Source organism: Methanobrevibacter sp. (genome assembly GCF_045112895.1).
GTDB lineage: Archaea > Methanobacteriota > Methanobacteria > Methanobacteriales > Methanobacteriaceae > Methanocatella.
On record NZ_JBGUIH010000029.1, the window covers coordinates 17,302 to 41,221 of the forward strand.

21 protein-coding genes, 1 tRNA gene and 1 pseudogene are annotated in these 23,920 nt (G+C 34.6%); 10 read left to right on the forward strand and 13 right to left on the reverse strand.

The window, feature by feature from the left end; genetic code table 11:
- Positions 1–4 precede the first annotated feature (4 nt).
- From ACJMLD_RS05870 to ACJMLD_RS05880, 3 genes are read left to right on the forward strand one after another with little or no spacing between them, the layout of a single operon-like run.
- Positions 5–1,054, forward strand: a complete 1,050-nt coding sequence (locus tag ACJMLD_RS05870; protein ID WP_405269129.1) for an FkbM family methyltransferase — start codon at positions 5–7, stop codon at positions 1,052–1,054.
- 11 nt (positions 1,055–1,065) lie between these two features.
- Entirely contained in the window at positions 1,066–2,193 is a 1,128-nt protein-coding gene (locus ACJMLD_RS05875; protein WP_405269132.1) for a glycosyltransferase family 2 protein, read from the forward strand.
- Positions 2,194–2,197: 4 nt separating this feature from the next.
- Positions 2,198–2,800, forward strand: a complete 603-nt coding sequence (locus tag ACJMLD_RS05880; protein ID WP_405269135.1) for a class I SAM-dependent methyltransferase — start codon at positions 2,198–2,200, stop codon at positions 2,798–2,800.
- Between the two features lie 32 nt (positions 2,801–2,832).
- On the opposite strand, the gene ACJMLD_RS05885 is transcribed toward ACJMLD_RS05880, so the two are convergent.
- Positions 2,833–5,556, reverse strand: coding sequence for a CDP-glycerol:glycerophosphate glycerophosphotransferase (locus ACJMLD_RS05885; RefSeq protein WP_405269138.1), 2,724 nt, complete (start codon positions 5,554–5,556; stop codon positions 2,833–2,835).
- Positions 5,557–5,835: 279 nt separating this feature from the next.
- Here ACJMLD_RS05885 and ACJMLD_RS05890 point away from each other — a divergent pair, with 279 nt between their 5' ends.
- Positions 5,836–7,026 carry an aspartate kinase gene (locus tag ACJMLD_RS05890; protein ID WP_405269141.1) on the forward strand — a complete coding sequence of 397 codons (1,191 nt, stop codon included), beginning with the start codon at positions 5,836–5,838 and terminating at the stop codon, positions 7,024–7,026.
- A gap of 162 nt (positions 7,027–7,188) precedes the next feature.
- Here the strand turns inward: ACJMLD_RS05890 and ACJMLD_RS05895 are convergent, their stop codons facing one another.
- From ACJMLD_RS05895 to gdhA, 4 genes are all read right to left on the reverse strand, one after another.
- Entirely contained in the window at positions 7,189–7,593 is a 405-nt protein-coding gene (locus tag ACJMLD_RS05895) for a PaaI family thioesterase (RefSeq protein WP_405269144.1), read from the reverse strand.
- 38 nt (positions 7,594–7,631) lie between these two features.
- Positions 7,632–8,768 (reverse strand): TMEM175 family protein, encoded by a 1,137-nt coding sequence (locus ACJMLD_RS05900; RefSeq protein ID WP_405269147.1) that lies wholly within the window; start codon positions 8,766–8,768, stop codon positions 7,632–7,634.
- Positions 8,769–8,878: 110 nt separating this feature from the next.
- Positions 8,879–9,430 carry a hypothetical protein gene (locus ACJMLD_RS05905; protein ID WP_405269149.1) on the reverse strand — a complete coding sequence of 184 codons (552 nt, stop codon included), beginning with the start codon at positions 9,428–9,430 and terminating at the stop codon, positions 8,879–8,881.
- A 106-nt stretch (positions 9,431–9,536) separates the two neighbouring features.
- Positions 9,537–10,871 (reverse strand): NADP-specific glutamate dehydrogenase, encoded by a 1,335-nt coding sequence (gdhA, locus tag ACJMLD_RS05910; RefSeq protein ID WP_405269151.1) that lies wholly within the window; start codon positions 10,869–10,871, stop codon positions 9,537–9,539.
- A gap of 496 nt (positions 10,872–11,367) precedes the next feature.
- Between gdhA and ACJMLD_RS05915 the strand changes: the two genes are divergently transcribed.
- The gene (locus ACJMLD_RS05915) at positions 11,368–11,613 is read left to right on the forward strand and encodes a hypothetical protein (protein ID WP_405269154.1); all 246 of its coding nucleotides are present in this window, start codon (positions 11,368–11,370) and stop codon (positions 11,611–11,613) included.
- On the opposite strand, the gene prf1 is transcribed toward ACJMLD_RS05915, so the two are convergent.
- Entirely contained in the window at positions 11,610–12,854 is a 1,245-nt protein-coding gene (prf1, locus tag ACJMLD_RS05920) for a peptide chain release factor aRF-1 (RefSeq protein ID WP_405269157.1), read from the reverse strand. The genes ACJMLD_RS05915 and prf1 overlap by 4 nt on opposite strands.
- A gap of 137 nt (positions 12,855–12,991) precedes the next feature.
- On the opposite strand from prf1, the gene dusB reads away from it, so the two are divergent.
- Entirely contained in the window at positions 12,992–13,993 is a 1,002-nt protein-coding gene (gene dusB / locus ACJMLD_RS05925) for a tRNA dihydrouridine synthase DusB (protein ID WP_405269160.1), read from the forward strand.
- Here the strand turns inward: dusB and ACJMLD_RS05930 are convergent.
- Entirely contained in the window at positions 13,958–14,926 is a 969-nt protein-coding gene (locus tag ACJMLD_RS05930; protein ID WP_405269163.1) for a hypothetical protein, read from the reverse strand. The two genes, dusB and ACJMLD_RS05930, sit on opposite strands and share 36 nt — an antisense overlap.
- 104 nt (positions 14,927–15,030) lie before the next feature.
- Here ACJMLD_RS05930 and ACJMLD_RS05935 point away from each other — a divergent pair, with 104 nt between their 5' ends.
- Positions 15,031–15,546, forward strand: coding sequence for a zinc-ribbon domain-containing protein (locus tag ACJMLD_RS05935; RefSeq protein ID WP_405269166.1), 516 nt, complete (start codon positions 15,031–15,033; stop codon positions 15,544–15,546).
- Here ACJMLD_RS05935 and rimI read toward each other — a convergent pair.
- On the reverse strand, positions 15,517–15,972 hold the full coding sequence (rimI, locus tag ACJMLD_RS05940; protein ID WP_405269169.1) for a ribosomal protein S18-alanine N-acetyltransferase: 456 nt from the start codon (positions 15,970–15,972) through the stop codon (positions 15,517–15,519). The two genes, ACJMLD_RS05935 and rimI, sit on opposite strands and share 30 nt — an antisense overlap.
- Positions 15,973–16,040: 68 nt before the next feature.
- On the opposite strand from rimI, the gene ACJMLD_RS05945 reads away from it, so the two are divergent.
- From ACJMLD_RS05945 to cobK, 3 genes are read left to right on the forward strand one after another with little or no spacing between them, the layout of a single operon-like run.
- Entirely contained in the window at positions 16,041–16,430 is a 390-nt protein-coding gene (locus tag ACJMLD_RS05945; protein ID WP_405269172.1) for a UPF0146 family protein, read from the forward strand.
- A gap of 4 nt (positions 16,431–16,434) precedes the next feature.
- Entirely contained in the window at positions 16,435–18,864 is a 2,430-nt protein-coding gene (locus ACJMLD_RS05950; protein WP_405269175.1) for a cation-translocating P-type ATPase, read from the forward strand.
- Positions 18,861–19,655 carry a precorrin-6A reductase gene (gene cobK / locus ACJMLD_RS05955; RefSeq protein ID WP_405269178.1) on the forward strand — a complete coding sequence of 265 codons (795 nt, stop codon included), beginning with the start codon at positions 18,861–18,863 and terminating at the stop codon, positions 19,653–19,655. The genes ACJMLD_RS05950 and cobK overlap by 4 nt, the downstream gene beginning before the upstream one ends.
- Before the next feature lie 10 nt (positions 19,656–19,665).
- On the opposite strand, the gene ACJMLD_RS05960 is transcribed toward cobK, so the two are convergent.
- From ACJMLD_RS05960 to ACJMLD_RS05980, 5 genes and pseudogenes are all read right to left on the reverse strand, one after another.
- Positions 19,666–19,749: transfer RNA gene (locus tag ACJMLD_RS05960), tRNA-Ser, on the reverse strand.
- 38 nt (positions 19,750–19,787) lie between these two features.
- Positions 19,788–20,096, reverse strand: coding sequence for a 30S ribosomal protein S10 (rpsJ, locus tag ACJMLD_RS05965; RefSeq protein ID WP_042691424.1), 309 nt, complete (start codon positions 20,094–20,096; stop codon positions 19,788–19,790).
- Positions 20,097–20,165: 69 nt separating this feature from the next.
- The gene (tuf, locus tag ACJMLD_RS05970; protein ID WP_405269181.1) at positions 20,166–21,407 is read right to left on the reverse strand and encodes a translation elongation factor EF-1 subunit alpha; all 1,242 of its coding nucleotides are present in this window, start codon (positions 21,405–21,407) and stop codon (positions 20,166–20,168) included.
- Positions 21,408–21,550: 143 nt separating this feature from the next.
- On the reverse strand, positions 21,551–23,752 hold the full coding sequence (locus ACJMLD_RS05975; RefSeq protein ID WP_405269184.1) for an elongation factor EF-2: 2,202 nt from the start codon (positions 23,750–23,752) through the stop codon (positions 21,551–21,553).
- A gap of 29 nt (positions 23,753–23,781) precedes the next feature.
- Positions 23,782–23,920 (reverse strand): annotated as a pseudogene (locus ACJMLD_RS05980) (30S ribosomal protein S7); the annotation flags it as partial.

Consider the following 23,920-nt stretch of genomic DNA (forward strand, 5'->3'; position numbering starts at 1 on the left):
TATTATGAGTTTTAAAGAAAGAATGTTATCCAAAAGTAATTCTTATAACTTTTATAAAGACAGGACTGAGCAACTACTTAAAGAAAATGAAGAATTAAAGAAGGAATTAGAAGAACTCAAATTAGAAAAACAAACAACATTACGTGATGAACTTTTTAAACTATATCCTAATTCCCTGGGATTCTGTAATTGGAATTATATGAGCTGTTATTTTAGCGATGACTTTGAAGAAAAGCTAATGAACGTTACAAAAAATCTTGATGAAAAAAACAAAATCAGGTACAAATGGTACTTGTTGAGAGTTCTAGCAATTAATGTGATGAAGAAAGATTCTCTTTTTTTTAAGCATGAACTGAAAAATCAAGAAGAATACCTAAAGTTTAGACAGGAAAATTCAGGTCCTAACGAAATTGCAGGATATACCTTTTACGGACAATATAATCTGCATCCATTCATTAATTTAAATTTGAACACTGAAGACAGGAATTATATTAGGGATAAGGACATCATTGATGCTGGAGCATTTACAGGGGATACGTCAATCCCATTATCCGACATTACCAATAAAAATGTTTATGCGTTTGAGCCTTTTGATGAATCCTTCGAACTTCTGGAAAAAAACATCAAAGCAAACAACATTGAAAATATTGTTCCTGTAAAAAAGTCTTTAGGAAATAGGAATGGTGAAAGAAGCTTATATTTGACAGGCCACAATTTCCAAGGAATTACAACAAATCCAGATGCAAGAGACTATGATCAAGAGATAAAAGTAGAAGAAGTGACCATTGATAAATTCGTTGAAGAGAATAATCTTGATGTTGGCTATATCACTGTTGACGTTGAAGGCGCAGAACTGGACCTATTAGCAGGTGCATTAAACACTCTTAAAGCGCAAAGGCCTATATTGAACATCAGCATTTATCATAAGGTAAGCGATTTCTTTGAGATTATTCCATGGATTGCTAATTTAGACTTAGAATATGAATTCAATTTACTTAAAGAACAACCATGGCCTTTTTTAGCAGATACCGTTGTTCAATGTAGACCAAAATAGACCGTGATAATATGCCCAAAATATCTGTTGTAATGCCCGTTTATAATGCCGAAAGATTCCTGAATGAATCCATAGACTCTATTCTAAACCAGACATTCGATGATTTGGAATTGATTTGTGTGGATGACGGGTCCACTGACAGCTCGTTGGAAATTCTGCAGAAATTTTCTAATGATGATAAAAGAGTCCGCGTATTCTCTTTAAATCATCAGGGCGGAGGCAATGCTAGAAATTATGGTTTAAAGCAAGTCACTGGCGAATACTTATATCTGATGGATGCCGACGATATTCTTTATTCAAATGCTTTTGAAGATTTCTATCCTGTTTGCGAAGAAAAAGACCTTGATTTTTTAGTTTTCAAGGCAACAAATTATGGCGTTGAAAAAGACCACTATTTTGAAACCGGATATCAAAACATGAGCTCAATTTCAAATATTGTGAAAGATAATGTGTTTGACTACAAAGATTTGGGAGATGCATTATTCGATTTTAATGTCAGCCCATGGTGCAAGTTTTACAATTGGGAATTCATTAAGAATTCCGGCGCCCAGTTTAGGGAAAATTCAAAATTCCACGACAATCAATTCTTTTGGGACATCATCTTTCAAGCAAAAAGAATACTGTTCGTCGATGAGTTTTATTATACTCGAAAAAGATACAGCGAATCATTAACATCTTCCGGTGATAAAGGCCATATCGATATCATTGGAGTTGTAAATGACATCATAAAACTTTTTATCAAGCATGGGCAATTAGACAACTATAAATCTAAGCTCTATAACTACAAGATCAGATGGATTACCGATAGGTATAATCAGATTCAGGAAAAGTATAAAGAACTATTTTTCATCGAAATGAAAAAGGATTATGAAAAACTTAAAAATACAGAATTTGAAAATATGTTAAATGAAGATTTGAAATTCATATTCAATAATGTAATTTTATCAAGTGATTATAAGGAATTCGATTCGATAAACGATTATTGTGATAGAAAGAAAAAAAATAATATTCAGATAGCAGATAAAAAACTTGAAAAAAAGATTTCACGTATTAAAGGGGAAAGAACTGGAATAAAGAAAATAGCTTTTAAGTCTTTCCAAAAAATAAAGAAAATTTGTAAAAAATGGTTAAAGAAGTGAAAAAATGCACAGAAGCTCTTTTTTAAAAATGCAATATTTTAAAGATAATTATCTAAATCCTGATGATGACCTAAAAATACTTGATGTAGGTTCTTTTGATAGAAATGGGGATTATAATTACGGCATGATACTAAATGAAGAAAAATGGACTTACAAAGGACTGGATTTGAAAGAAGGGAATAATGTTGACATTGTTGTTGAAGACCCCTATAACTGGAAAGAAATAGAAGATGAAGCCTTCGATGTAGTTGTCTCTGGTCAGGCATTTGAACATATTGAATTTTTCTGGCTTACATTGGAACAAATTAAAAGAGTTTTAAAAACCGAAGGCCTGTTCTGCCTAATAGTTCCAAGCTCCGGACCAGTTCACAGAAATCCATATGACTGCTACAGATTTAATCAAGACGGCATGAAGTCAATGGCAAAATATATAAATTTTCAAGTATTGGAAACAGGAACACGAGTAAGTGACGATGCAAAGCCATGGTATGATAGTTATCTGATAGCTAAAAAATCCGAATCAGTATCTTTTGATGATTTGGACAATAGAATTACCCGCTTAGAAAATAAAATTGATTTTATCATGTCAAAATTAGATGTTAAATAACATTAAATGTCGATTTTTGACATATTAGCATTTCAATTTCTAAAAATCCAATCATAAACTCTTTTTGAATTGTTTTTATCGGTGTATGTGAAAAATTCGTCGACGCGTTCCTGATATGTATCTTCCATCCTGCAAGCATTATTAACATATTCATTAAGCTTATCAACTACTTCCCTTTCTGATTTGGCTATATCACCAAAACCCATTGTTTTATAATCAAAATAAGATTTTTCATAATGATAATCCTCATTTGGATGATAATAAATTACCGGTTTTTTAAGATAGGCAAAATCAAAAAACACAGAAGAATAATCCGTAATCAATATCGAAGAATTATTCAATAATTCCTGATAAGATTCATCGCTGCTCACAATAATCTCCTTTGGAATATCAAACAGACCAATGAATTTATCTAATTCAGGGTGAGGCTTAAATACAATTTTATAATCGTCGTGACAGATTCCAAGCAAGTCAGGATTGTTTAAAAATGAATTCAGATTATGGAAATACTCTGAATCTTTAAAAAGATATTGATTTTCACTTAAATTTTTTCTCCATGTTGGAACAATCAATATTTGCTTATTATCCTTTTTTTCGAGGTTATCGAATCTTGGGAACCCTAAATTTTGAATTATGGATTCATCATAACCATATCCTTCATCCAAGAAGGATTTTGATTCTTTCTCGGAAACTGTAGTAATCAGAGATAAATCTATTAAGTATTTAGACAGCCATGATGAAATATTATCCTTTGTTACGCCATGTTGCAAGAAATATACCTTATAATTCAATAGCCCTGCAATCAATGGCCTTAAATTACGTTCTTTAGAGTAAAAAGGATTGATGGATGATTCATGAGGATGTGTTGTAATGATTTTATCAGCGTGAAGCATTAATAACTTATGTTTAAAGGAACCATAAGCCAATGCTTTTCCAATTTTGGACACTTCCCTAAATTGTTTACTTTCACGAGATAAAACAAAATATTTCTTTACATTATCTTTAACCGTGTTTGCATACCTAAAAAGCTGTAATGCATTATCATCTGCAATGCCTATCCTGTCCTCAAATAAATAAATTTCCTTATTTCTTAAAAACAGTTTAAAAAATGGAAATGACATTAAATAGACTGTCCTTAATCTAATGATTTCCTTTAAATCATTTTCATTAAGCCCATATTCGTTTTTTATTTCATCAATATTATCCAATTGATTTTTAAGTAATTCTATATTATCCATTTCACGTTTTACATTTGATTTGAATGAATTTGGGATAATGTGGAATGAATTATTATTAAAATAAAGAATATTCAAGTCAGTAGCTTGATATTTGCTTAAATCAGATATATTGACGCGAATTGTACGGTCAAGTCTTAACATCAATTCAACAATGTTGTCCTTATTGAAATTTTCATTATTTCCATCTTTGTGATAAGTAACTTGAAGTTTAACCTTAGATATCTCGCCCGGAGTGATTGGAATGGAAACATCAAAATTATATTTGTACTGGAATGGAATGGATAAGAGGAATAGGTCTCCTCGCGCATCATACTTCACATAATCAACTTTGAATTTATCCGTAACCACGTCATTGATGAATTTAACCGCCTCAATTGAGATGTATTTCGGATCTATAAAACTAGTGAGAGAAGCTGAAATATTTAAAGCATAATCTCTTATATCGACAATATCCAACCAAAATTTGTGGGATCCCAGGGATCCAAGTTCATTGTCTCCAATTTTTATCAAAACATCATCATCTTTAATTTCCGTGTGCAAATCCTTATTTTTTATAAATAAAAGGAAATGCCTTCGAACTTCCTCTTTTATATGCTTTGAGTTAACAATTACTTTAGAATCAATGAAGCTTAAAACCTCATTAAAATAAAGCCAAAACTCCTCTGCTTCATCATCAGACAATAGACTTAAGTCTTCCTTCAGCATCCATTGTAAATCATAGACTAAAGAATATTGCAAGAAAGCCGGCGCATTCCCTTCAATAGACTTTGCATAATTAAACAAATGCAAATAGTAATCCCTAAGCTTGTCTGTAAAAAACTCTTTTTTAGAATTTGCCATGTCTAAAGTTGAAGATTCATCATAACGTTTTCTGTAAAAGTATTCTGCTGAATTGACAACACCCAACGTCTTTTTTTCAAGCAAAATCTTATTGACTGCAATAACATCTTCTGATGATATAACATTTGTCGGAAATTCATATTCGGCAAAAACATCCGATTTGATAAAAGCGGAATTTGCATGTAATTGAGGATTGTCCGGATCTTTAGATAAATCGATTATACGGGACTTGAAGAATTTATCATTCAACATGTGAGGCGCATCAACTTTTTCAAAAAATGTAATTGGGATGGAAACAATATCTGTTTCATTGAAATGCTCTTCAAAAAAGTTATAAACCTCTTCAAAAGCATTTAATGATAGATAATCATCACTGTCAGTAAAGGTCACATATTTTGCATTGACTTGCTTGAATCCATTGTTTCTTGCAGCAGCCTGACCCAAATTTTCCTGAGTTAAGACAACTATGTTTTCAGGATATCTATCATAAAATTCCCAACAGAGCTGTTCGGAGTTATCCTCACTGCCGTCATTGACTAAAATCAATTGAACATTATCTTTAAAACCAATGCTTTGGTTGATGATAGAATCAATAGCTTTTGATAAATAATTTCCAGTATTATAGATTGCCATTACAACAGCAAACTTAAATTTATACTCCAATTCATCGCCAGCCATAATCAAATAACCACCCGAGAGTTTAAAAAAAGTTTATTAATAATATATCAATTTATTAAATACTTAAAAGTTTCTGAATTATCATTAAAAGCAATGCCTAAAAATAGAGAACAAAATAATTATTTTAATGAATCCCTCCGTTAATTCAAAATAGAGCATATATCGCTTATTTTTTAGAAAGCTTAAATGGGCAACATGAATTTATGTTACCCAACTTTCTTTTAAGAACAAAGTTTAATAAAAATATTAGACAAATATTAATTAGTTAGGTGAATTTTAATGCATGTTAAAGTAGCAAAATTTGGAGGAACTTCTGTTGGGAACGGCGAAAGAATTAGAAAGGCCGCCACATCAGTAGCAAATGAACATAAAAAAGGGACACAAATGGTTGTTGTGGTTTCTGCCGTTAACAAAACTACTGATGATTTAATTAACCTTACAGATGATGCCATTCCAAATAACCTGACTGAAAAACAGCATGCCGAAATTGTTGCAATGGGGGAGCGAACAAGCGTCAGATTATTCAGCGCAACTCTTGAATCTTTAGGAGTGAAATCCATTTTTATAGATCCTTACAGCGATTTATGGCCCATCATTACCGATTCAAACTATATGGAAGCAAAAATTAACTTTGAAAAAACAAATGAAAAGATTCAAGAACTAAAGGAACTTCTGAATCAGGGAATTGTTCCGGTTATTTGTGGATTCTTAGGAAAATCCGGCACACAGATTACCACTCTTGGTAGGGGTGGAAGTGATATTACTGCATTTTTAATTGGAGAGTGTTTAAATGCAGAAGAAGTGATTATTGTAACTGATGTTGATGGAGTGTTATCAACAGACCCGAGAAAAATCAAAGAAGCTGAACTTTTAGAAAGCATTACTGTTGGAGAGATGTTGGCTCTTGCAACACATGGTGCGCAAGTATTGCATCCAAATGCTCTTGACTATAAAAGGGCCCACATTGATGCAAAAATTATTAATTTCAAATATGGCGATTTGAATAGCAAAGGAACATATATTACAGGACCTAAAGAAGTCATACCTATTGACATGTTTGAAAATCCAGTTACATCAATAACCATTGTTGGCAAAAATCTTCTTAAAAAGATTGGAATAATAGCAACACTCACAGACATACTCCTTGATAATGGCATTAACCTTTTTAAGTTAAATCCTCACCACAATTCGATTACTGTTTTTATTGATAAGAAAGATAGTGCAAAGGCATTTCCCCTATATCATGATTATGTTGTTAAAAATGAGGACTTAAGTTCAATTTCCCAAAGCCATGACCTTGCGATGATCAGTTTGACTGGTCCTGAACTTGACGAGCTTGAAATCAGTAAAGCATTGGCTATAAATAATATCGAAGCTGAATTAATCAATGTTACAAAAACTGAAATATTGCTTTTTGTTGATTGGAATGAAGGGGATAAGGTTTGCAGGTTAATTGAAAAAATTAACTAAATTATATTTTTTATTTTTGTGATATACGTATGACCAAAACAATTCATTAAGATGGACGGCCCAACTTAAAATATAAAAAGTAAAGTGAAAAATTATCAATAGTCCTTAAGCAACCATCAATATAATTAATCGGAAAATCGATTATTCCATATGAAAATGAATTTACATTTGTAATTTGAAACCGGTTCCAATAAATTGTGCAACATCGCGACCAGTGTCATCACAAACATCAACATTTATGACAGATGATGTGCGGCCATTTTTTCTGCAAGTCGCCCTAGCTATTAACTTTTCTCCCTTTGGAGCAGACAAATAGTGAATATCAACTTGTTGGGCAACAGTCAACTGATGAATCTGATTTGACAAAACTGCAAAGGCAAAATCAGCAAGTGTAAAGATTACACCACCCATTACTCCACCATAAGCATTTCTGTGGTCATCTGTTATACCCAGAGAGCAAATTGCTTCATCCTGAGTTAGTTCATCTAAGGTTATGCCTGTTGTTACTGCGAATTTGTCTTTGTAAAAAAACTCCCTTGCACTTTCCACCGTGTCGAAATTAACCATATTCTTCACCTAATAATTAATTAGTTGTTCATTTATAATTAATATTTCTGAAGTTTTGGAATTAACCAAACTAAGAAAATTGAAAGCAGACATGACACAATAATTATTGGAGGATAGAAAAAGTAGCCCATTACAATACCAATTCCAACCACAACCAATGTTGAGATAAATTGGAGATTGCTTTCCAAAGCAAGTAAAAGTGCAATATTACCCTTATCGACTCTTTTTAATGCATTGGCAGTTACTATTGACAATAATGCGACTATGATAAAATCGATTCCATAACATGCCTGAGCCACAAACGAATAGAAATTCTTAGCAACAAAAGTGGATAAATACGGAATTAATGATAAGAAGAACATTGATATTCCTATAGACCAAATAACCCTAAGATCTATCTTATTTACAATAGAAAACAAATTATTGTTATAATTCCAATAGTTAAAACAAACGATAAAGCTAATAATATAAGCAATGAACTCAGTTCTCAAGTCAAATAAAGCCTGCCAACTACCATTTACTGCCATTCCAATATCAAGAACAATGACTGTCAGGATAATGGCTACAATCGCATCAAAGAATGCCTCGAATCTGTCACTACTTTCTATATCTGCCCTAGCCTTAATAGCTAATAAAAACCAATATAAAGTAGCTAGAATACATGAAATATAAATTCCCTTAACATAAACAGTGTAAGTCAATATAAACCCTATTAGAATAATAACAACTGAAATATATCTCCTATAATCTTTTAGATTAATTTTCTTAAGTTTTTCATTATAGGGATTTGCGCGAAGGATTAAATAAGTTGACAATGTGTAGCATACATTAACCGCTAAAAATATCAGACCAAACATTGTTTGGGCAGGAACAGATGTCGGGTGCAGTGAAACCCATGTTGCAAAATATGGCAAAATAGAAATTATAAACAATAAAATTCCATAAACCATCACAACAGCATTATCTATCTTATCGACCAGCATGAATAATATGTGGTCGTTATACCAAGTGTTAAAAATGATTAGAAAACAGATGAAATAAGATATATACCTCATATTCAAGTTTAAAATAGCTCCCCAAGCCGCTTCACTAGGTTGGGTTAATTTCAAAACCAAAACAGTGATTATGATTGCTAAAACTGCATCCATAAAAGTTTCGAATCTATTCGTGTCCATGATTTAATATCTGAAATTACTGCTTAAAATATTTTAATTTATAAATTGCAACGATGTTACTGAAAAGTCTGTTAAAAAAAATATCTCATATACTGTCTCTAATGAAACAATCAATAATTACATTCATCAAAGTGTTTTTTAATTTTTATGTAAAATTCATCACTTGTAAAATCAAAATCATTATTAAATGACTTATAAGCTAAATTACAATCAGTTTTTAAGTTAAATTTAAAATCAGGACATTTATTGAAAAATTTTTCAAAACAGATTCTTGAATGTTCGGGCAAATCAACCTCATCAAAAGATATTTTTGCGACCAACATCCTCATTGCAAAAAATAGAACCGTGAACTGAAGAACTGAAGCATAGGCATCATAATAATTCTCATAATCCAAATTGACATTAAAGTAAATCAAAAAGTTGATCAGCACATGAGAAACCCAAATTAAGGAATTCGGTTCAAATTTTTCCAATTGCAAATCTGTGAACTTATAAATCAGATTTTCCAAATTCCCCTCATTATCCTCACAGAATCCGACAAATTCTTTAAAAGAATAATTTGTCAAATATTTAATGTATGCATCTTTTATTTGGCCATCACAGGAATATTTAGAAATCTTCTTTAAATCTTTTGGCCTTAATACTTTGGGATATGTGAACATCATATTAATATATAATCGATGAATTATTTATGCTTTTAAAAAAAATTTTGAAACTGCTGACAAACTCATTTAAATAAGGGACTATAAAAAAAATAAGACAAGAAATCTATACGATTCCTTGTGCGTTCATAGCGTCAACAACTTTCTTGAATCCTGCAATGTTTGCTCCAGCAACATAGTTTTTGTCCATGCCGTATTCAGCTGCAGCATCTGCAACATTTGCGAAGATGTCTTCCATGATTCTTTGGAGTCTTTCATCAACTTCTTCAAATGTCCAGGATAACCTTTGTGAGTTTTGGGACATTTCTAATGCAGAAGTAGCTACTCCACCAGCATTTGATGCTTTACCAGGTGAGAACAATACGCCATTTTCTTGCAAGAATTCTGTTGCTTCAATAGTGGTTGGCATGTTTGCTCCTTCAGCAACAGCGACAACACCATTTTCAACCAAGGTTTTTGCATCTTCTAATTGCAATTCGTTTTGGGTAGCACATGGAAGAGCGATGTCACATTTAACTGTCCATACGCCTTTTCCTTCATGGTATTCAGCGCTTTCCCTTGCTTCAGCATATGCGGTTAATCTTTCTCTTCTCACTTCTTTGATTTCTTTTAATAACTCAACATCGATTCCTTCAGGGTCGTAAATCCAACCGGTTGAATCGGAACAGGTTACCGGGTTACCTCCTAATTGTTGAGCTTTTTCGATTGCATAAATAGCTACGTTACCCGCACCGGATACTGCAATGGTTTTTCCTGCAATATCAATGTCATTAGCTTTTAACATAGCGTTTGTGAAGTATAATAATCCGTAACCGGTAGCTTCAGTTCTTGCTAAAGATCCACCGAAGGATAATCCTTTACCAGTTAATACTCCTTCGTATAATCCTCTAATTCTTTTGTATTGACCGAATAAGTAACCGATTTCGCGACCGCCTACACCAATATCTCCAGCAGGAACATCAGTGTCAGCACCAATGTATTTGCATAATTCTGTCATGAAAGATTGGCAGAATGCCATGATTTCTCTGTCGGATTTTCCTTTAGGATCAAAGTCAGATCCACCTTTTCCTCCGCCGATTGGAAGGCCAGTCAAGGAGTTTTTGAAAATTTGTTCGAAACCTAAAAATTTGATAATACCTAAGTTTACAGATGGGTGGAAACGTAATCCTCCTTTGTAAGGTCCAATTGCACTGTTGAACTGTACTCTGTATCCGGTGTTTACTTGTACTTGTCCGTTGTCATCTATCCATGGAACACGGAATTTTAATTGTCTTTCCGGATTGGTTAATCTTTCAAGAAGTGCATTTTTTCTGTATTCTTCTTCGTTTTCTTCAATTACAACCCTCAATGATTCCAATACTTCGCGTATAGCTTGGTGGAATTCAGGTTCGGAAGGGTTTTGTTCTATAATAGTTTCAATTACTTCGTCTACGTATGACAAAAATATTCCTCCAAATTATAAATTTAGATTATTTTCAATATCATTAAATTCCAACTTTTGTGAGAATTATTAACAATACAATATAATTTTTGAATCTTCTTATATTTAAATATTTTTCAATATTTATAAAATATTCCGAATATTATTCAAATAAAATTAGATTTATCTTAAACAAATTATAAAATATTCAAAAGAATATGTTTAATTAAATATCTCTTTTCAGATATTAATCCAAAATGTCTAATTAAAATTATTAAAAATGTACAAAGTCGGAAAATGATTGCCACCTAAAAATGAAAGAACAAATGTCCAATAAATATGGCATTTTAGCCAGAAAATCCGAACATATTAAACAATCCCGAAATAAATTTTAAACAAAATTATATACATTTTAAAAAAGCATATCTCTTTATATATCATAATTACTAAAGTAACTATTAATGTATACCGAATTTTAAAATTCGATATACAAAATAACAAAATTAGGTTGAAATTAATGTATGCAAAAATAACTAAAAGTCATTATGAAGAGTTAAAAAATAACTACTTATCTAAAAACTGGGGCCTACATTCATTATATGTTGAAATCAACAAGAAAACTACAATCAACAAACACCTGTTTTTCCAATTGATCAATCAGATCAGACAAGAGGAAGGATTGAATCATTATTATACAAAAAAAGAAAAAAAGATGAATAACATTATAGAGAATTTGGATAAAGCTCCAAACCACTATAATTAATAATCTACATAATATCTCAATATTGCAGCAATTCCACCGAATGCCCTATAGATTTGATTGCCTTCTTCAGTTTCGGTGGAAATGAATTCCACATCAGTATTCATTTCTTCAGCAAGTTCGACAAACTCATCAGCCAAATCCATAGAATCTGTTTCTTTCATCACATCATTGCACTCAGGACATTTTTCATCGAGATTATCCGCTTCAACCTGTGTCTTGACAGTAATCTCTTTTTCATAGCCGCAATTAGTGCAAGTAAATTTCTTACGCATATTTGTCAAATCTTCAGATAAGAGCAATGTATCAACTGCACCCATAATCAGGTTGTTTCTAACCTGTTTTTCACCATAAGAGCATAATCCCTTATCCTTTCTTAATTCCTGAATGAATTTCTGAACTAACTTTTTCTCATGCATTACATCAAGGTTTTCCAAATCATCGGCTGCACGGGCAATGACTTCACGAATGCCCTCTTCACCAGTATATGAAGTGTCCACAATAGTTATGACCTTATCCTTAAGTTCATATTGAAGATAATCCCCTTCATAGAAATCTTTTTTGGTGAATCCCGGACCTCCGAGAATAATGCCTTTCAAATCATCCTTTAAAGGCAAGAACGCTTCATTCATGTGGTCCCCAATACGTTTCAGGAACTGGTGAGCAAGATCCTCGATAACACGGTCAAACCTTCTTTGGGATTGACCACCTGCCTTATGCTTGCCGGGAACCCCACTGGTCAAATGACCAAGAATAGTTTCCTTTTTACCTTTCAAAGTAGCATATGTTGCTTCATTCCTATCAATAACGGCAACACCATAAACATCACGCTCTTCAATCATGAATTCCAACGGCTCAACGAAAAATTCATTATTACATTTATACCAATAGGTTGTAACCGGCTCAGGAGGTTCTATAACATACTTTTCCATTTTTTCAGTACCTGGACCTCCTTTAGGAATCATACCCACAAATATGACCAGCCCGTTTTCCGGAGGTTGCTTGTATAACTTGATAGTTTCTAAAATAACCGCAATAGCAGACTGTACATTTTTCCTTGTTTGTTTACTCTTGATGTTGGCACTCTGACCCATCTCATCACGCATGTGCTTACCGACATCACTCAATTGTTTGGTTGGCGGAATGTAAACGGAAACAAGCTCAGTACCTCTACCTCTTTTTTCTGCTAATTCCTTTAAGGTCTTCTTAAATTCATATAATTCTTTTGATGATACTTCTGACATGTTATCCCTATAATAATTAAATCAATATAATAGTAATAAATATCTACTTTTAAATATAAATAATTAATGAAAAAATAGCTTATTTTTACAAAATTCAACAAAAAACATAATAATCAATTAAAATAAATAATTGTGTGATGAAATGGAAAATCGGTAATGTCGAAATAGAAAATCAAGTTGTTCTAGCGCCAATGGCCGGAATATGTGATACTGCATTTAGAAGCATCATAAAATCAATGGGCTGCGGACTTATTGAAACGGAAATGGTGTCTGATAAAGCAATCATGTATGAAAACTACAAAACTCAGGAAATGTTGGTCATGAATGATTCAGAGCGCCCGATAGCCCAACAGATTTTTGGATGCGAAGAGGAATCCTTCAAGATAGCTTCAAAATACATTTACGAGAACATGAAACCTGACATTATCGACATCAATATGGGATGTCCTGTAAAGAAAGTAGCCATAAAATCAAAAGCCGGCAGCGCCCTTTTAAAGGACCCTGAAAAAGCCGGAAAAATCGTAGAAAGCGTTGTTGATAAAGTTCCAATACCTGTTACAGTGAAAATCAGAAGCGGTTGGGATGAAAGCAACATCAATGCCATTGAAATCGCCAAAATCGTTGAAGATTCCGGGGCGTCCGCAATCACTGTCCATCCCCGTACCCGGGAGCAAAGGTATGATGTCGCCGCAGACTGGTCAATAATCAAGGAAGTCAAAGAGACCGTAAACATTCCTGTTATTGGAAATGGAGACATCCGCACATGCTATGATGCCAAAAGAATGATTGATGAGACCGGCTGTGATGCGGTCATGATCGGCAGAGCAACACTTGGAAATCCATGGCTTATAAAGCAATGCGTCGAATACCTCGACTGTCAAATTGAACCCAAAAAAGTTACAATTGAAGAAAAGATAGCCATGGCAAAAAGGCATGCTAACCTGCTTGAGCAGACAAAGCCTCCAAAACTGGCTTTATCCCGAATGAGAACCCATACGGCATACTATCTAAAAAGACTATACGGAAGCGGAGACATAAAGCCACAAATTTTCAAAAAGAATTCAAAAGAAGAAATATTTGAGCTATTGGACGAATATCTAAAATCAGAGCAGGAGCAACTCGCCAAACTTCACAAATAATTCCAAGTCATTGCTTGAAATCGTGTCAATTTCAAGAAGATCCATGCCAGTAATCTCTCGAATCTCACGACCCAAGTGAACATAAGTGTCGGGATATTCATTATACCCGAACAAATGCCAAATGACATTGCCTTCAAAGACTATTTCAAGATACCAGTCATAGCCTTCCAAGTCATCGGGATCGCGGGTATTCGACTTTCTGTGATACTCGTCAAAAATCCATCTGTAAACATGATGCCTTTCCAAAAGGCTTAATATCAAATTGCAATCTCCTTCAGACAAATCCCTGTCAATATAACCATCAACTCTTGATGAATCAAAGTTTATAATCAGCCTCGGCTTGGGAATATCGTAAGGATAGGTTTGATAGTGCCCGAATTCAATAGTTTTAATGCCTAACTTTTCACCATCAACATAAATTCCATCCTTTCCAATGTCAAAAAATAGTGGAGTGACAATCTGTCTTTGATAGTTTAAATGAAGCACGTCAAAGCCAACCAAGTCAGACAACAATTTTGCGAATTTCACCCAGTTTTTAGGGAAATTGGTTTTGAAGCTGTATTCCTCAAAATTGTCTGTTGAATAGATTATAACATTGCATGAATAAATCAGCTCTATCTTTTCAAAGTATGAAAATTCTTCGCCTTCAAAATCGTCGAACAGTTTCAACTCATTGAAATTATGCAAAAACTCATCTGCCTTTTCAAAATCGAATGTGCGGATTTCACTAGTCATTTTGCGTCTCAAATCAACCAGAATATCAATCCATGAATCATCACAAAGACTGCTTTCAGTTAAAAATTTATCTCCACTGCCCCTCTCGGAAATTTTATAATATGAACTGTTATTGGTAAAATCAATAGTAAAACATTCGTAGTGCCTGTTTAGGCGTTTAAAATTAAACCTTTGCGTAATTTCAATTTTTTCAATCATAAATATCAATGAAATGCTTTTGGATTTTAAGTGTTATCCATTAAATATACTATTAAAACAAAACTTTATAAATTATTACTCTTAATTATTTATTAAGTGATAGTATGGTAGTAAGAAGATGCCCACAATGTGGCGCAACTGGCGATGACATTTATGGTTTTTGTATAAAATGTGGATGGGAGTTTCCAAAAGCCAAATCCGGAGAACGCATCTGCCCATTATGCGGATACCCAAATCCTGATGAAGCTGATTTCTGTGTAAAATGTGGAACTCCACTTATGTTCATGAAATCTCCACAGAGCAACACATCCATAAATCCGATTATCATTCAGAAAACCGTAACAAGCAGTCCAGACTCCACACAATCAAGCGGATTCATGAAATGGCTAATCATTTTTGGTTATCTATTTTCAATCTTGGGCGGTCTTATAGGTCTGATTATCGCAATTTATCTTATTACCAGAAAAGATCCAAACATAAGAAAACATGGAATTATCCAATTGGCTATCTTCGTATTTTACATAGCTTTGATTGGAATATTATATGCAACCGGAAATATTCCGGCCGAAGTTTTTACCAACTACCAACAGTTAGTCCTTGGTAATTTTACCCTTCCGTAGAGGTATATACATTATTATTGCACCGTCACCGTTTTCGTAATAGCCCGGCACTACCCTATCTATCTTAAAATTAAACTTTTTGTAAAACTCGACTGCTTCGGAATTATTCTCATTTACTTCCAGATAGATTGCATCAATATGGAGCAGAGACAATATGGAAATGGCCTTGACAAGCAGCTGGGTTCCCGCACCCTGCCGCCTGTAATTCTTATCAACTGCTATGGAAATGATGTGGCCCTGATTTTCATATTTTATCCAAAACATGACATAGCCTATAACATAGCCATCCTCTTCAGCTACTAAAAAACCGATTCCCATTTCATATAACTGTTGAAACATGTTTATTCCATAAGATTGGCTGAATGACATGTTTTCTATTTCAAAAACTCTTTTTAAATCTGTTGGAACAAACTTTCTAATAATCATAACACATTTAAATATTAAATGCAATATATTTAATAGTTTGGATTAATAATATTTAATTAGTGACAGATATGTGGCAAGATTTCGCAGAATATATTTTGAATGAAACTAAAGGCCGGGAAGTCAAAATAGCTGAAGTAGGTATTGGAAAATTCTCACAAATTGCGGACATTTTACAAAAGGAGGACAATATCACACTTATCAAAACGGACATTCTGCCTGCTGATGCCACAGTAATAAAAGATGACATTACAAATCCTAATTTGGAGCTATACAATGATGTGGATATTATTTATTCAATCAGACCACCTAGCGAACTCCAGCCATACCTTGTGAAATTGGCTCGGATAATCGGCTCACAATTAATCATTAAACCGCTTACAAACGAAGATTTAAATACTCCTGAAGTCAAAATGAAACTAAAAAATTTCAACAAAGCAAGTTTTTACATTCTAAGGTGACATGATGAGTGACATACTATCCAAATACAACACATCACTTAACGGACTTGACAAAAATGAAGTTCAGAAACGGCAAACCGAATATGGTTTAAATGAAATCAAAGAGAAAAAACCTACACCATTAATTATCTTATTCCTATCACAATTCGTAGATATTCTAATTGGCCTGTTAATCATTGCTGCCATTGCCGCTTTTGCAATTGGAGACATTATTGATGCGGGAGTAATCCTTCTTGCAGTTCTGCTGAATACAATTATGGGATTCATTCAAGAATATAGGTCTAGAAGAGCGGTTGAAAGCCTAAAAGGATTAATTACCAAAACCGCCATTGTTAAAAGAGACAATGAAATCACACAAATCAATGCAAAAGACCTGACAATCGGAGACATTGTAATCCTAGAAGAGGGATGTAAGGTTCCAGCCGATGCGACACTGATTGAAACTAACCATTTGAGCTGTGATGAATCAGGCCTTACCGGCGAATCCGAAGCCGTTAAAAAAGAAATTGATGACGGAGTTTATATGGATTCAAATATCCTTTCAGGTCACGGCCAATGCGTTGTAACCAATATCGGAATGAAAACGGAAATCGGTAAAATCGCTCAAATTGTTCAGGAGGATGATGACGAAACACCTCTTGCAAAACGTGTTGGAAAACTTGGAAAAATCCTATCTGCAATAGCCATTGCCGTTTGTATTGCTGTTTTTATTCTAGAGCTTCTCAAAGGAATTCCTATTGTTGAAACCTTTATGACTGCCGTGTCACTTGCTGTTGCAGCAATCCCCGAAGGTCTTCCTGCAGTTTTAACTTTGACTTTAGCTTTAGGAATGAACGAAATGGCAAAATCCAAGGCAATCGTGAGAAAGCTGTTGTCCGTTGAAACCTTAGGTTCATGTACAGTTATCTGCAGTGATAAGACCGGCACCTTGACTGAAAATAAAATGACAGTAGTGGACAGTTTTTACACAAACAAGGATAAAACCTACTTAATTGGAAAATTATGCAATAATGCTGTCCTTAATAATGATAAAATCATTGGAGATCAAACCGATGGAGCTATTTTGAAATATTGTAAAGATTATGATTGTGAGCTGGAAAGGGTTGATGAAATACCATTGGACAGTAATCGTAAAATGATGACTACGATACATAGACTAGACGATGAAAAAGATATTGTCTTGTCAAAAGGTGCTCCAGAAATAATTCTAGACTTATGCAAATACATAGATAATGATGGGACCATTGAAATGCTTGACTCTAAAACAAAGGAAATGTTACTTGAAAAAATTAGTGAAATGAGTGCGCAAGCATTAAGGGTAATCGGATTTGCATATAAACTCAAAGATGAAAATGAAGATGAATCTAATTTGACCTTTACAGGCCTATTGGGCCTAATAGATCCTCCAAAAAGGGATGCTAAAAAAGCTGTTAGCGACTGTATCAACGCAGGTATTGACGTGATAATGATTACAGGAGACCATGAAAAAACAGCCCGTGCGATTGCAAAAGATTTAGGCATCCTAACGACTGGAAGAGTAATTACCGGTAAAGAATTCGACCAGCTTTCAGATGAGGAATATATGGAAATCGTGAAAGATATCCAGGTTTACGCCAGAGTGAAGCCGACTCAAAAAATGAGAATTGTTGAAACTCTTAAAAAACTGGACAACATTGTTGCAATGACTGGAGACGGCGTAAATGATGCACCAGCATTGAAAAAAGCATCAATCGGCGTTTCAATGGGTGATGGATGTGACGTTGCAAAAGAAGCATCAGATATGATTCTGCAAAACAATGACTTCACCACAATTGTGAAAGCCATTGAAGGCGGAAGAAAGATTTATGACAATATCAAAAGATTTGTCAAATATCAGGTCTCAACCAATGTCGGGGCAATACTTACAATTATTGGAACTTCACTTTTAAACATGCCGCTGCCGTTCAACCCTGCACAATTGTTATGGCTCAATATCGTGATGGACGGTCCGCCTGCACAGATGCTGGGCATTGAAGGTGCTGAAAAAGACATAATGGAAAGACCGCCTGAAAAAGGAGATATCCTAACTAAAAATACGTTACTTCAAATACTGCTTTTAGGCCTTGTAATGGCAATAGGAACCATTTGCGTATTTGCATTTGAAATATATTCAGGAGTCTCAACAACAAAAGCGATGACAGTGGCATTTACATTATTCGTAGTCTATCAATTATTTAATGCATTTAATGGCAGGGCGAACTCATATAAATCAAGCAAATACCTATACCTAGGAATCATCATCTCATTCCTGCTTCAATTATTGATCTTATACATACCACAATTGCAGATATTATTCAGAACAACTGCAATCGACCTTGTTGATTGGATAATTATAATAATTGTGGCTTCAACAATATTAATAGCTCAAAAAATAATGGACAAAGTGATTAAATGAAAATCTTTCTATTAGGCGGTACAAAGGATTCTACAAACATCATAGAATTTATCAAAAAGAATTACGAAGCATATATCCTAACAACAACCACAACAGAATATGGTGCAAAATTGGCTCGTGAATGCGGTTCGGATGATACGATAGCGCGCCCCCTTCTAAAAGATGAGATTATTGAGATAATTCTTGATGGGGAATTTGACATTTTGATTGATGCGACACATCCTTTTGCAGAACATATCACACAGACCAGCGCCACCATTGCAAAAGAGCTGAAGATTCCATATATTCGCTTTGAAAGACCTATCACCAACCTTGAAAACATTGATACATCACGCATCCATTATGTAAATTCCTTTGTTGAAGCTGGAAAGTTAATAGCTAGCGAATTTAGCGAAGGAAATGTCCTGCATTTTGCAGGAGCGAACACCATGGAAGATGTGTTGAAATATGTTTCATGCGAAAGATTTTATCCAAGAATCCTGAAGGTTCCAAGTTCCCTTGAAAAATGTGAGGAACTTAATGTTGATCCTAACCATATCATTCCTATGACTGGTGCCGCAAGTGCAGAGGAGAACATCGAACTGATCGAAAAGTATGATGCATCCGTAATGATTACGAAGGAAAGCGGCGAAATCGGCGGTGTCATCGATAAAATCGATGCCGCAAACAAAAAAGATATAGCAGTAATCATGATACAAAGACCAGTGATAAAAGAAGTGGATAAAAAGGACATGGCGTCTAATCTAGATGAATTAGACTATAAACTAAAAAAACTTTTTTTAAAAAAATAGATTAAATAAACGCCGAGACTGGGATTTGAACCCAGGCGAGGGTTACCTCACAGGATTTCAAGTCCTGCGCCTTACCAGACTAGACTATCTCGGCATATAGAAAGGAATATTTAGAAAAGGAATCTAAATATTTTATCCTTTAAGTTCAATTTCAATACTTACATTATCAGGAACGTTGACTTTCATAACTTGTCTCATTGCACGTTCATCAGCTCCAATACCGATTAAACGTTTGTGAATCCTGAGTTCCCATTTTTCCCAAGATGCTTTACCTTCTCCATCAGGGGATTTTCTAGTAGGTACAACTAGTTTTTTAGTTGGTAATGGAATAGGACCAGATAAGTCAACACCAGTTCTTTCAGCAATTTTTTTAAGTTGATCACATACGTATGCTAATTTTTCTGGGTCAGTTCCTGTAAGCTTAATTCTTGCTTGATTCATTTTATATTAACCTCCAAAAAAACAAAGAAAAGAAAGTATAAAAATACTTTCTAGTTATTGTTTACAAACTTATTTTGCTGGGGTAACTTTAAGACATAAACCTGCAGCAACAGTTTGACCCATATCTCTGATAGCAAATCTACCCATAGGTGGAATGTTTTTAGCTTCTTCCATAACCATTGGTTTTGTAGGTTTGATTTGTACGATAGCTGCGTCACCAGTTCTGATGAAGTCAGGTTTGTCAGCTTGAGGTTGACCAGTAGCAGGGTCTAATTTAGAAGTTAATTCTAAGAAAGTACATGCGGTTTGTGAAGTGTGACAGTGGAATACAGGAGTGTATCCAACGGTAATTACACCAGGGTGTTGTAATACAACAACTTGTGCGGTAAATTCTTTAGCTACAGTAGGAGCGTCAGTAGTGTGTCCAGCTACGTCTCCTCTTCTGATATCGTTTTTACCTACACCTCTTACGTTGAATCCGATGTTGTCACCAGGTTCAGCAACTTCAAATACTTCGTGGTGCATTTCGATAGATTTTACTTCACCGGAAGCTCCAGCAGGTTCGAAGATAACGTTTTCACCTTTTTTCATGATACCGGTTTCAACTCTTCCTACAGGTACGGTTCCTACACCAGTAATGGAGTAAACGTCTTGAATAGGAATTCTTAATGGTAAGTCTACAGGTTTTTCAGGTGGAGTTAATTTGTCTAACTCGTCCATGAGAGGAGCGCCTTTGTACCAAGTCATGTTGTCACTTTTTTCTTTGATGTTGTCTCCTTCAAATGCGGAAAGAGGGATGAAAGGTACAGTAGCAGGGTCTCTACCGATAGATTTGAGTAAAACGCCTACTTCTTCTTTTACTTCGTTGTATCTGTCTTCACTGTAGTCAACCATATCCATTTTGTTGATTGCAATGATGATTTGTTTAATACCTAAAGTCATGGATAAGAACATGTGTTCTTTGGTTTGTGGCATAACACCGTCTTTTGCATCTACTACTAATACAGCTGCGTCAGCTTGGGATGCGCCGGTGATCATGTTTTTAACGAAGTCTCTGTGTCCAGGACAGTCTACAACAGTGTAGTCGTATTTGTTGGTGGAGAATTTTTGGTGAGCTAAGTCAATAGTTACTCCTCTTTCTCTTTCTTCACCTAATTTGTCCATAACAAATCTGAATTTGTTTTCTCCGTCATCTAATTGTTGTTCAGCGATTGCACCAGCTTTTAATAATAAGTGTCCAACTAAAGTGGATTTTCCGTGGTCAACGTGTCCAATAAATGCTAAATTAAGATGTTCTTTTTCTTTTGCCATTATAATACCTCATTTTAAATATATATTACAAACATTAGTAAGCTTAAATGTTAGCTTAAATTTAATTTATATTTTAACATATAAATAGATAATGTTTTTTTATAAAAATATAATAAAAAATATAAAAATTAAAAATTTTAATTTTATACATCACCTAAGTAGTGGCTTGCAGGGAATGGTTCTGCAGATAAGCCTTTTCTTTGTCTGATTTCTTTTACGATTTGATGTTGCATCTCACGTGGGAGCGGTTCAAATCCTGCGATTTCAGTAGACCATAAACATCTACCTTCAGCAGCAGATCTGATGTCACCAGCGAAACCAAACATTTCAGCTACAGGCACTTTAGATTCGATTCTTGCCATATCTCCAGTTTCTTGACCCATGTTTACAATTTGACCTCTTCTGTTTTGGATTTCACGAGTACAGGAACCCATGTAATCGTTAGGAGTGTCAATAACTACTTTTTGCATTGGTTCGAGTAATGCTGGTTCTGCAAGCATCATGGAACCTAAGATAGCGTTTCTGATTGCAGGCAATACTTGTGCAGGTCCTCTGTGAACTGCGTCTTCGTGAAGTTTTGCATCATGGAGTTTGAATTTTAATCCCATTGCGATTTCCTCACCTAAAGGACCTCCTTCTAAAGTGGATTCGAATCCTTCAAGCAAGAGTTCTTTTACTTCATCCAAGTATTGAATACCACGAGTCATGTTAAGGAAGATACTTCTGTTGTGAACAGCCCAAACTCTTCTGGCTTCTTCTTTGTCTAAACCAGCTTCCATGAAGTCAGCAGCTGCTTCTTTACCTTTGACTCTACCTTCTTTAATGTCCCCTTCTTGAATAGCAGCAAAGAGGCTAGGTTCAATAGGTTCAACAGTAATGTAGAATCTGTTATGTTTGTTAGGGGATTTACCTTCAACTTGTGGAGATAATTGTCTTACGGTTTCTCTGTATACAACAATAGGTTCGGAAGTTGTAATGTCTACACCTTTTTCACCGATTCTGTAACCGATAACTTCCAAGTGAAGTTCTCCCATACCAGATACTAAGTGTTCACCGGTTTCTTCATTAATGTTAATTTTTACAGTAGGGTCTTCTTTACCTACTTGTCTTAATACTTCAATTAATTTTGGTAAATCCTTAGTGTTTTTAGCTTCCACAGCAACAGTAACTACAGGTTCGGATATGTGTTCTAATCCTTCGAACTCTTTGATTTTGTGTTCAGGATCGCATAAGGTTTCACCAGCAATAGCTCCTTTTGCACCGGCAATGTATACAATGTTACCAGCAGGAACTCTGTCGGTGTTAACTCTTTCAGGTCCGAAGTATACACCTACTTGTTGTACTCTGGATTTTCCGTGAGAACCAACCAAGAATACTTCAGTACCTTTTTCAATAGCTCCACCATAAACCCTACCGGTTGCAATTTCACCAGCGTGCTTGTCTACAGATACGTTGGTAACCATTACAGCTAAAGGTCCATCAGGGGAAGTGTTAATCATACATTCACCAGCAGGAGAATCGATGTCTCCATCCCAGATGTTAGGTACCCTGTATTGTTGAGCTACTTTAGGAGAAGGCAAGTGTTCAACTACCATACCTAATAATACATCAGATAAAGGTACTTTTTGAGCTAATTCTTTCTCATTGTCAGCATTACAGTAATCAATAATATGTTTAAAGTTAATTCCAGTTTCTTGCATGGTTGGAACATTGATAGCCCAATTGTGGTATGCTGAACCGAAAGCTACACTACCATCAGTGAAATCCAATGCCCATTCATCTTTCTTGTCTTCAGGAGCCATGTTTTTGATTAATTTGTTAGCTTCCATGAAGATGTTGATGAATCTTTTTTGCAATTCTTCAGGTTCTAATTTTAACTCGTTGATTAATCTGTCAACTTTGTTAATGAATAAAACTGGTTTTACGTTTTCTTTTAATGCTTGTCTGAATACAGTTTCAGTTTGAGGCATGATACCTTCTACAGCACAAACTACAACTACAGCACCGTCTACAGCTCTCATAGCACGAGTTACGTCCCCACCGAAGTCAACGTGACCTGGAGTATCGATTAAGTTGATTAAGTATTCTTCATCTTTGTAATCGTGTACCATAGATACGTTAGCTGCATCGATAGTAATACCACGTGCTTGTTCTTGTTCGTCAAAATCTAAGAATCTTTGATCACCAGCAAGTTCTTCGGAAATCATTCCCGCACCTGCAAGTAAGTTATCAGATAAAGTGGTTTTACCGTGATCGATGTGAGCACAGATACCAATGTTTCTGATTTGATCAGGTTCATACATTAATTCTTTGATTTTTGCAATCATTTTGTCTCTTCTACTCAAAATAACCACCTAAATAAACATGATATTAATTAGTGTGCTGCTTTAGCAACTCTTTCTTTCTCTTCAGCTTTTCTTAAAGCAAAACTTCTTGAATCTTCTTCAGAAGCAAGAATTAATTCATCAGCTAAACATTCAGCAACAGATTTTCTGTTTTTGAATGAAGATTGT

Coding starts and splice junctions, on each gene's coding strand:
- ACJMLD_RS05870 (WP_405269129.1), top strand. CDS start 5: ATGAGTTTTAAAGAAAGAATGTTATCCAAAAGTAATTCTTATAACTTT.
- ACJMLD_RS05875 (WP_405269132.1), top strand. CDS start 1,066: ATGCCCAAAATATCTGTTGTAATGCCCGTTTATAATGCCGAAAGATTC.
- ACJMLD_RS05880 (WP_405269135.1), top strand. CDS start 2,198: ATGCACAGAAGCTCTTTTTTAAAAATGCAATATTTTAAAGATAATTAT.
- ACJMLD_RS05885 (WP_405269138.1), bottom strand. CDS start 5,556: ATGGCTGGCGATGAATTGGAGTATAAATTTAAGTTTGCTGTTGTAATG.
- ACJMLD_RS05890 (WP_405269141.1), top strand. CDS start 5,836: ATGCATGTTAAAGTAGCAAAATTTGGAGGAACTTCTGTTGGGAACGGC.
- ACJMLD_RS05895 (WP_405269144.1), bottom strand. CDS start 7,593: ATGGTTAATTTCGACACGGTGGAAAGTGCAAGGGAGTTTTTTTACAAA.
- ACJMLD_RS05900 (WP_405269147.1), bottom strand. CDS start 8,768: ATGGACACGAATAGATTCGAAACTTTTATGGATGCAGTTTTAGCAATC.
- ACJMLD_RS05905 (WP_405269149.1), bottom strand. CDS start 9,430: ATGTTCACATATCCCAAAGTATTAAGGCCAAAAGATTTAAAGAAGATT.
- ACJMLD_RS05915 (WP_405269154.1), top strand. CDS start 11,368: ATGTATGCAAAAATAACTAAAAGTCATTATGAAGAGTTAAAAAATAAC.
- prf1 (WP_405269157.1), bottom strand. CDS start 12,854: ATGTCAGAAGTATCATCAAAAGAATTATATGAATTTAAGAAGACCTTA.
- dusB (WP_405269160.1), top strand. CDS start 12,992: ATGAAATGGAAAATCGGTAATGTCGAAATAGAAAATCAAGTTGTTCTA.
- ACJMLD_RS05930 (WP_405269163.1), bottom strand. CDS start 14,926: ATGATTGAAAAAATTGAAATTACGCAAAGGTTTAATTTTAAACGCCTA.
- ACJMLD_RS05935 (WP_405269166.1), top strand. CDS start 15,031: ATGGTAGTAAGAAGATGCCCACAATGTGGCGCAACTGGCGATGACATT.
- rimI (WP_405269169.1), bottom strand. CDS start 15,972: ATGATTATTAGAAAGTTTGTTCCAACAGATTTAAAAAGAGTTTTTGAA.
- ACJMLD_RS05945 (WP_405269172.1), top strand. CDS start 16,041: ATGTGGCAAGATTTCGCAGAATATATTTTGAATGAAACTAAAGGCCGG.
- ACJMLD_RS05950 (WP_405269175.1), top strand. CDS start 16,435: ATGAGTGACATACTATCCAAATACAACACATCACTTAACGGACTTGAC.
- cobK (WP_405269178.1), top strand. CDS start 18,861: ATGAAAATCTTTCTATTAGGCGGTACAAAGGATTCTACAAACATCATA.
- rpsJ (WP_042691424.1), bottom strand. CDS start 20,096: ATGAATCAAGCAAGAATTAAGCTTACAGGAACTGACCCAGAAAAATTA.
- tuf (WP_405269181.1), bottom strand. CDS start 21,407: ATGGCAAAAGAAAAAGAACATCTTAATTTAGCATTTATTGGACACGTT.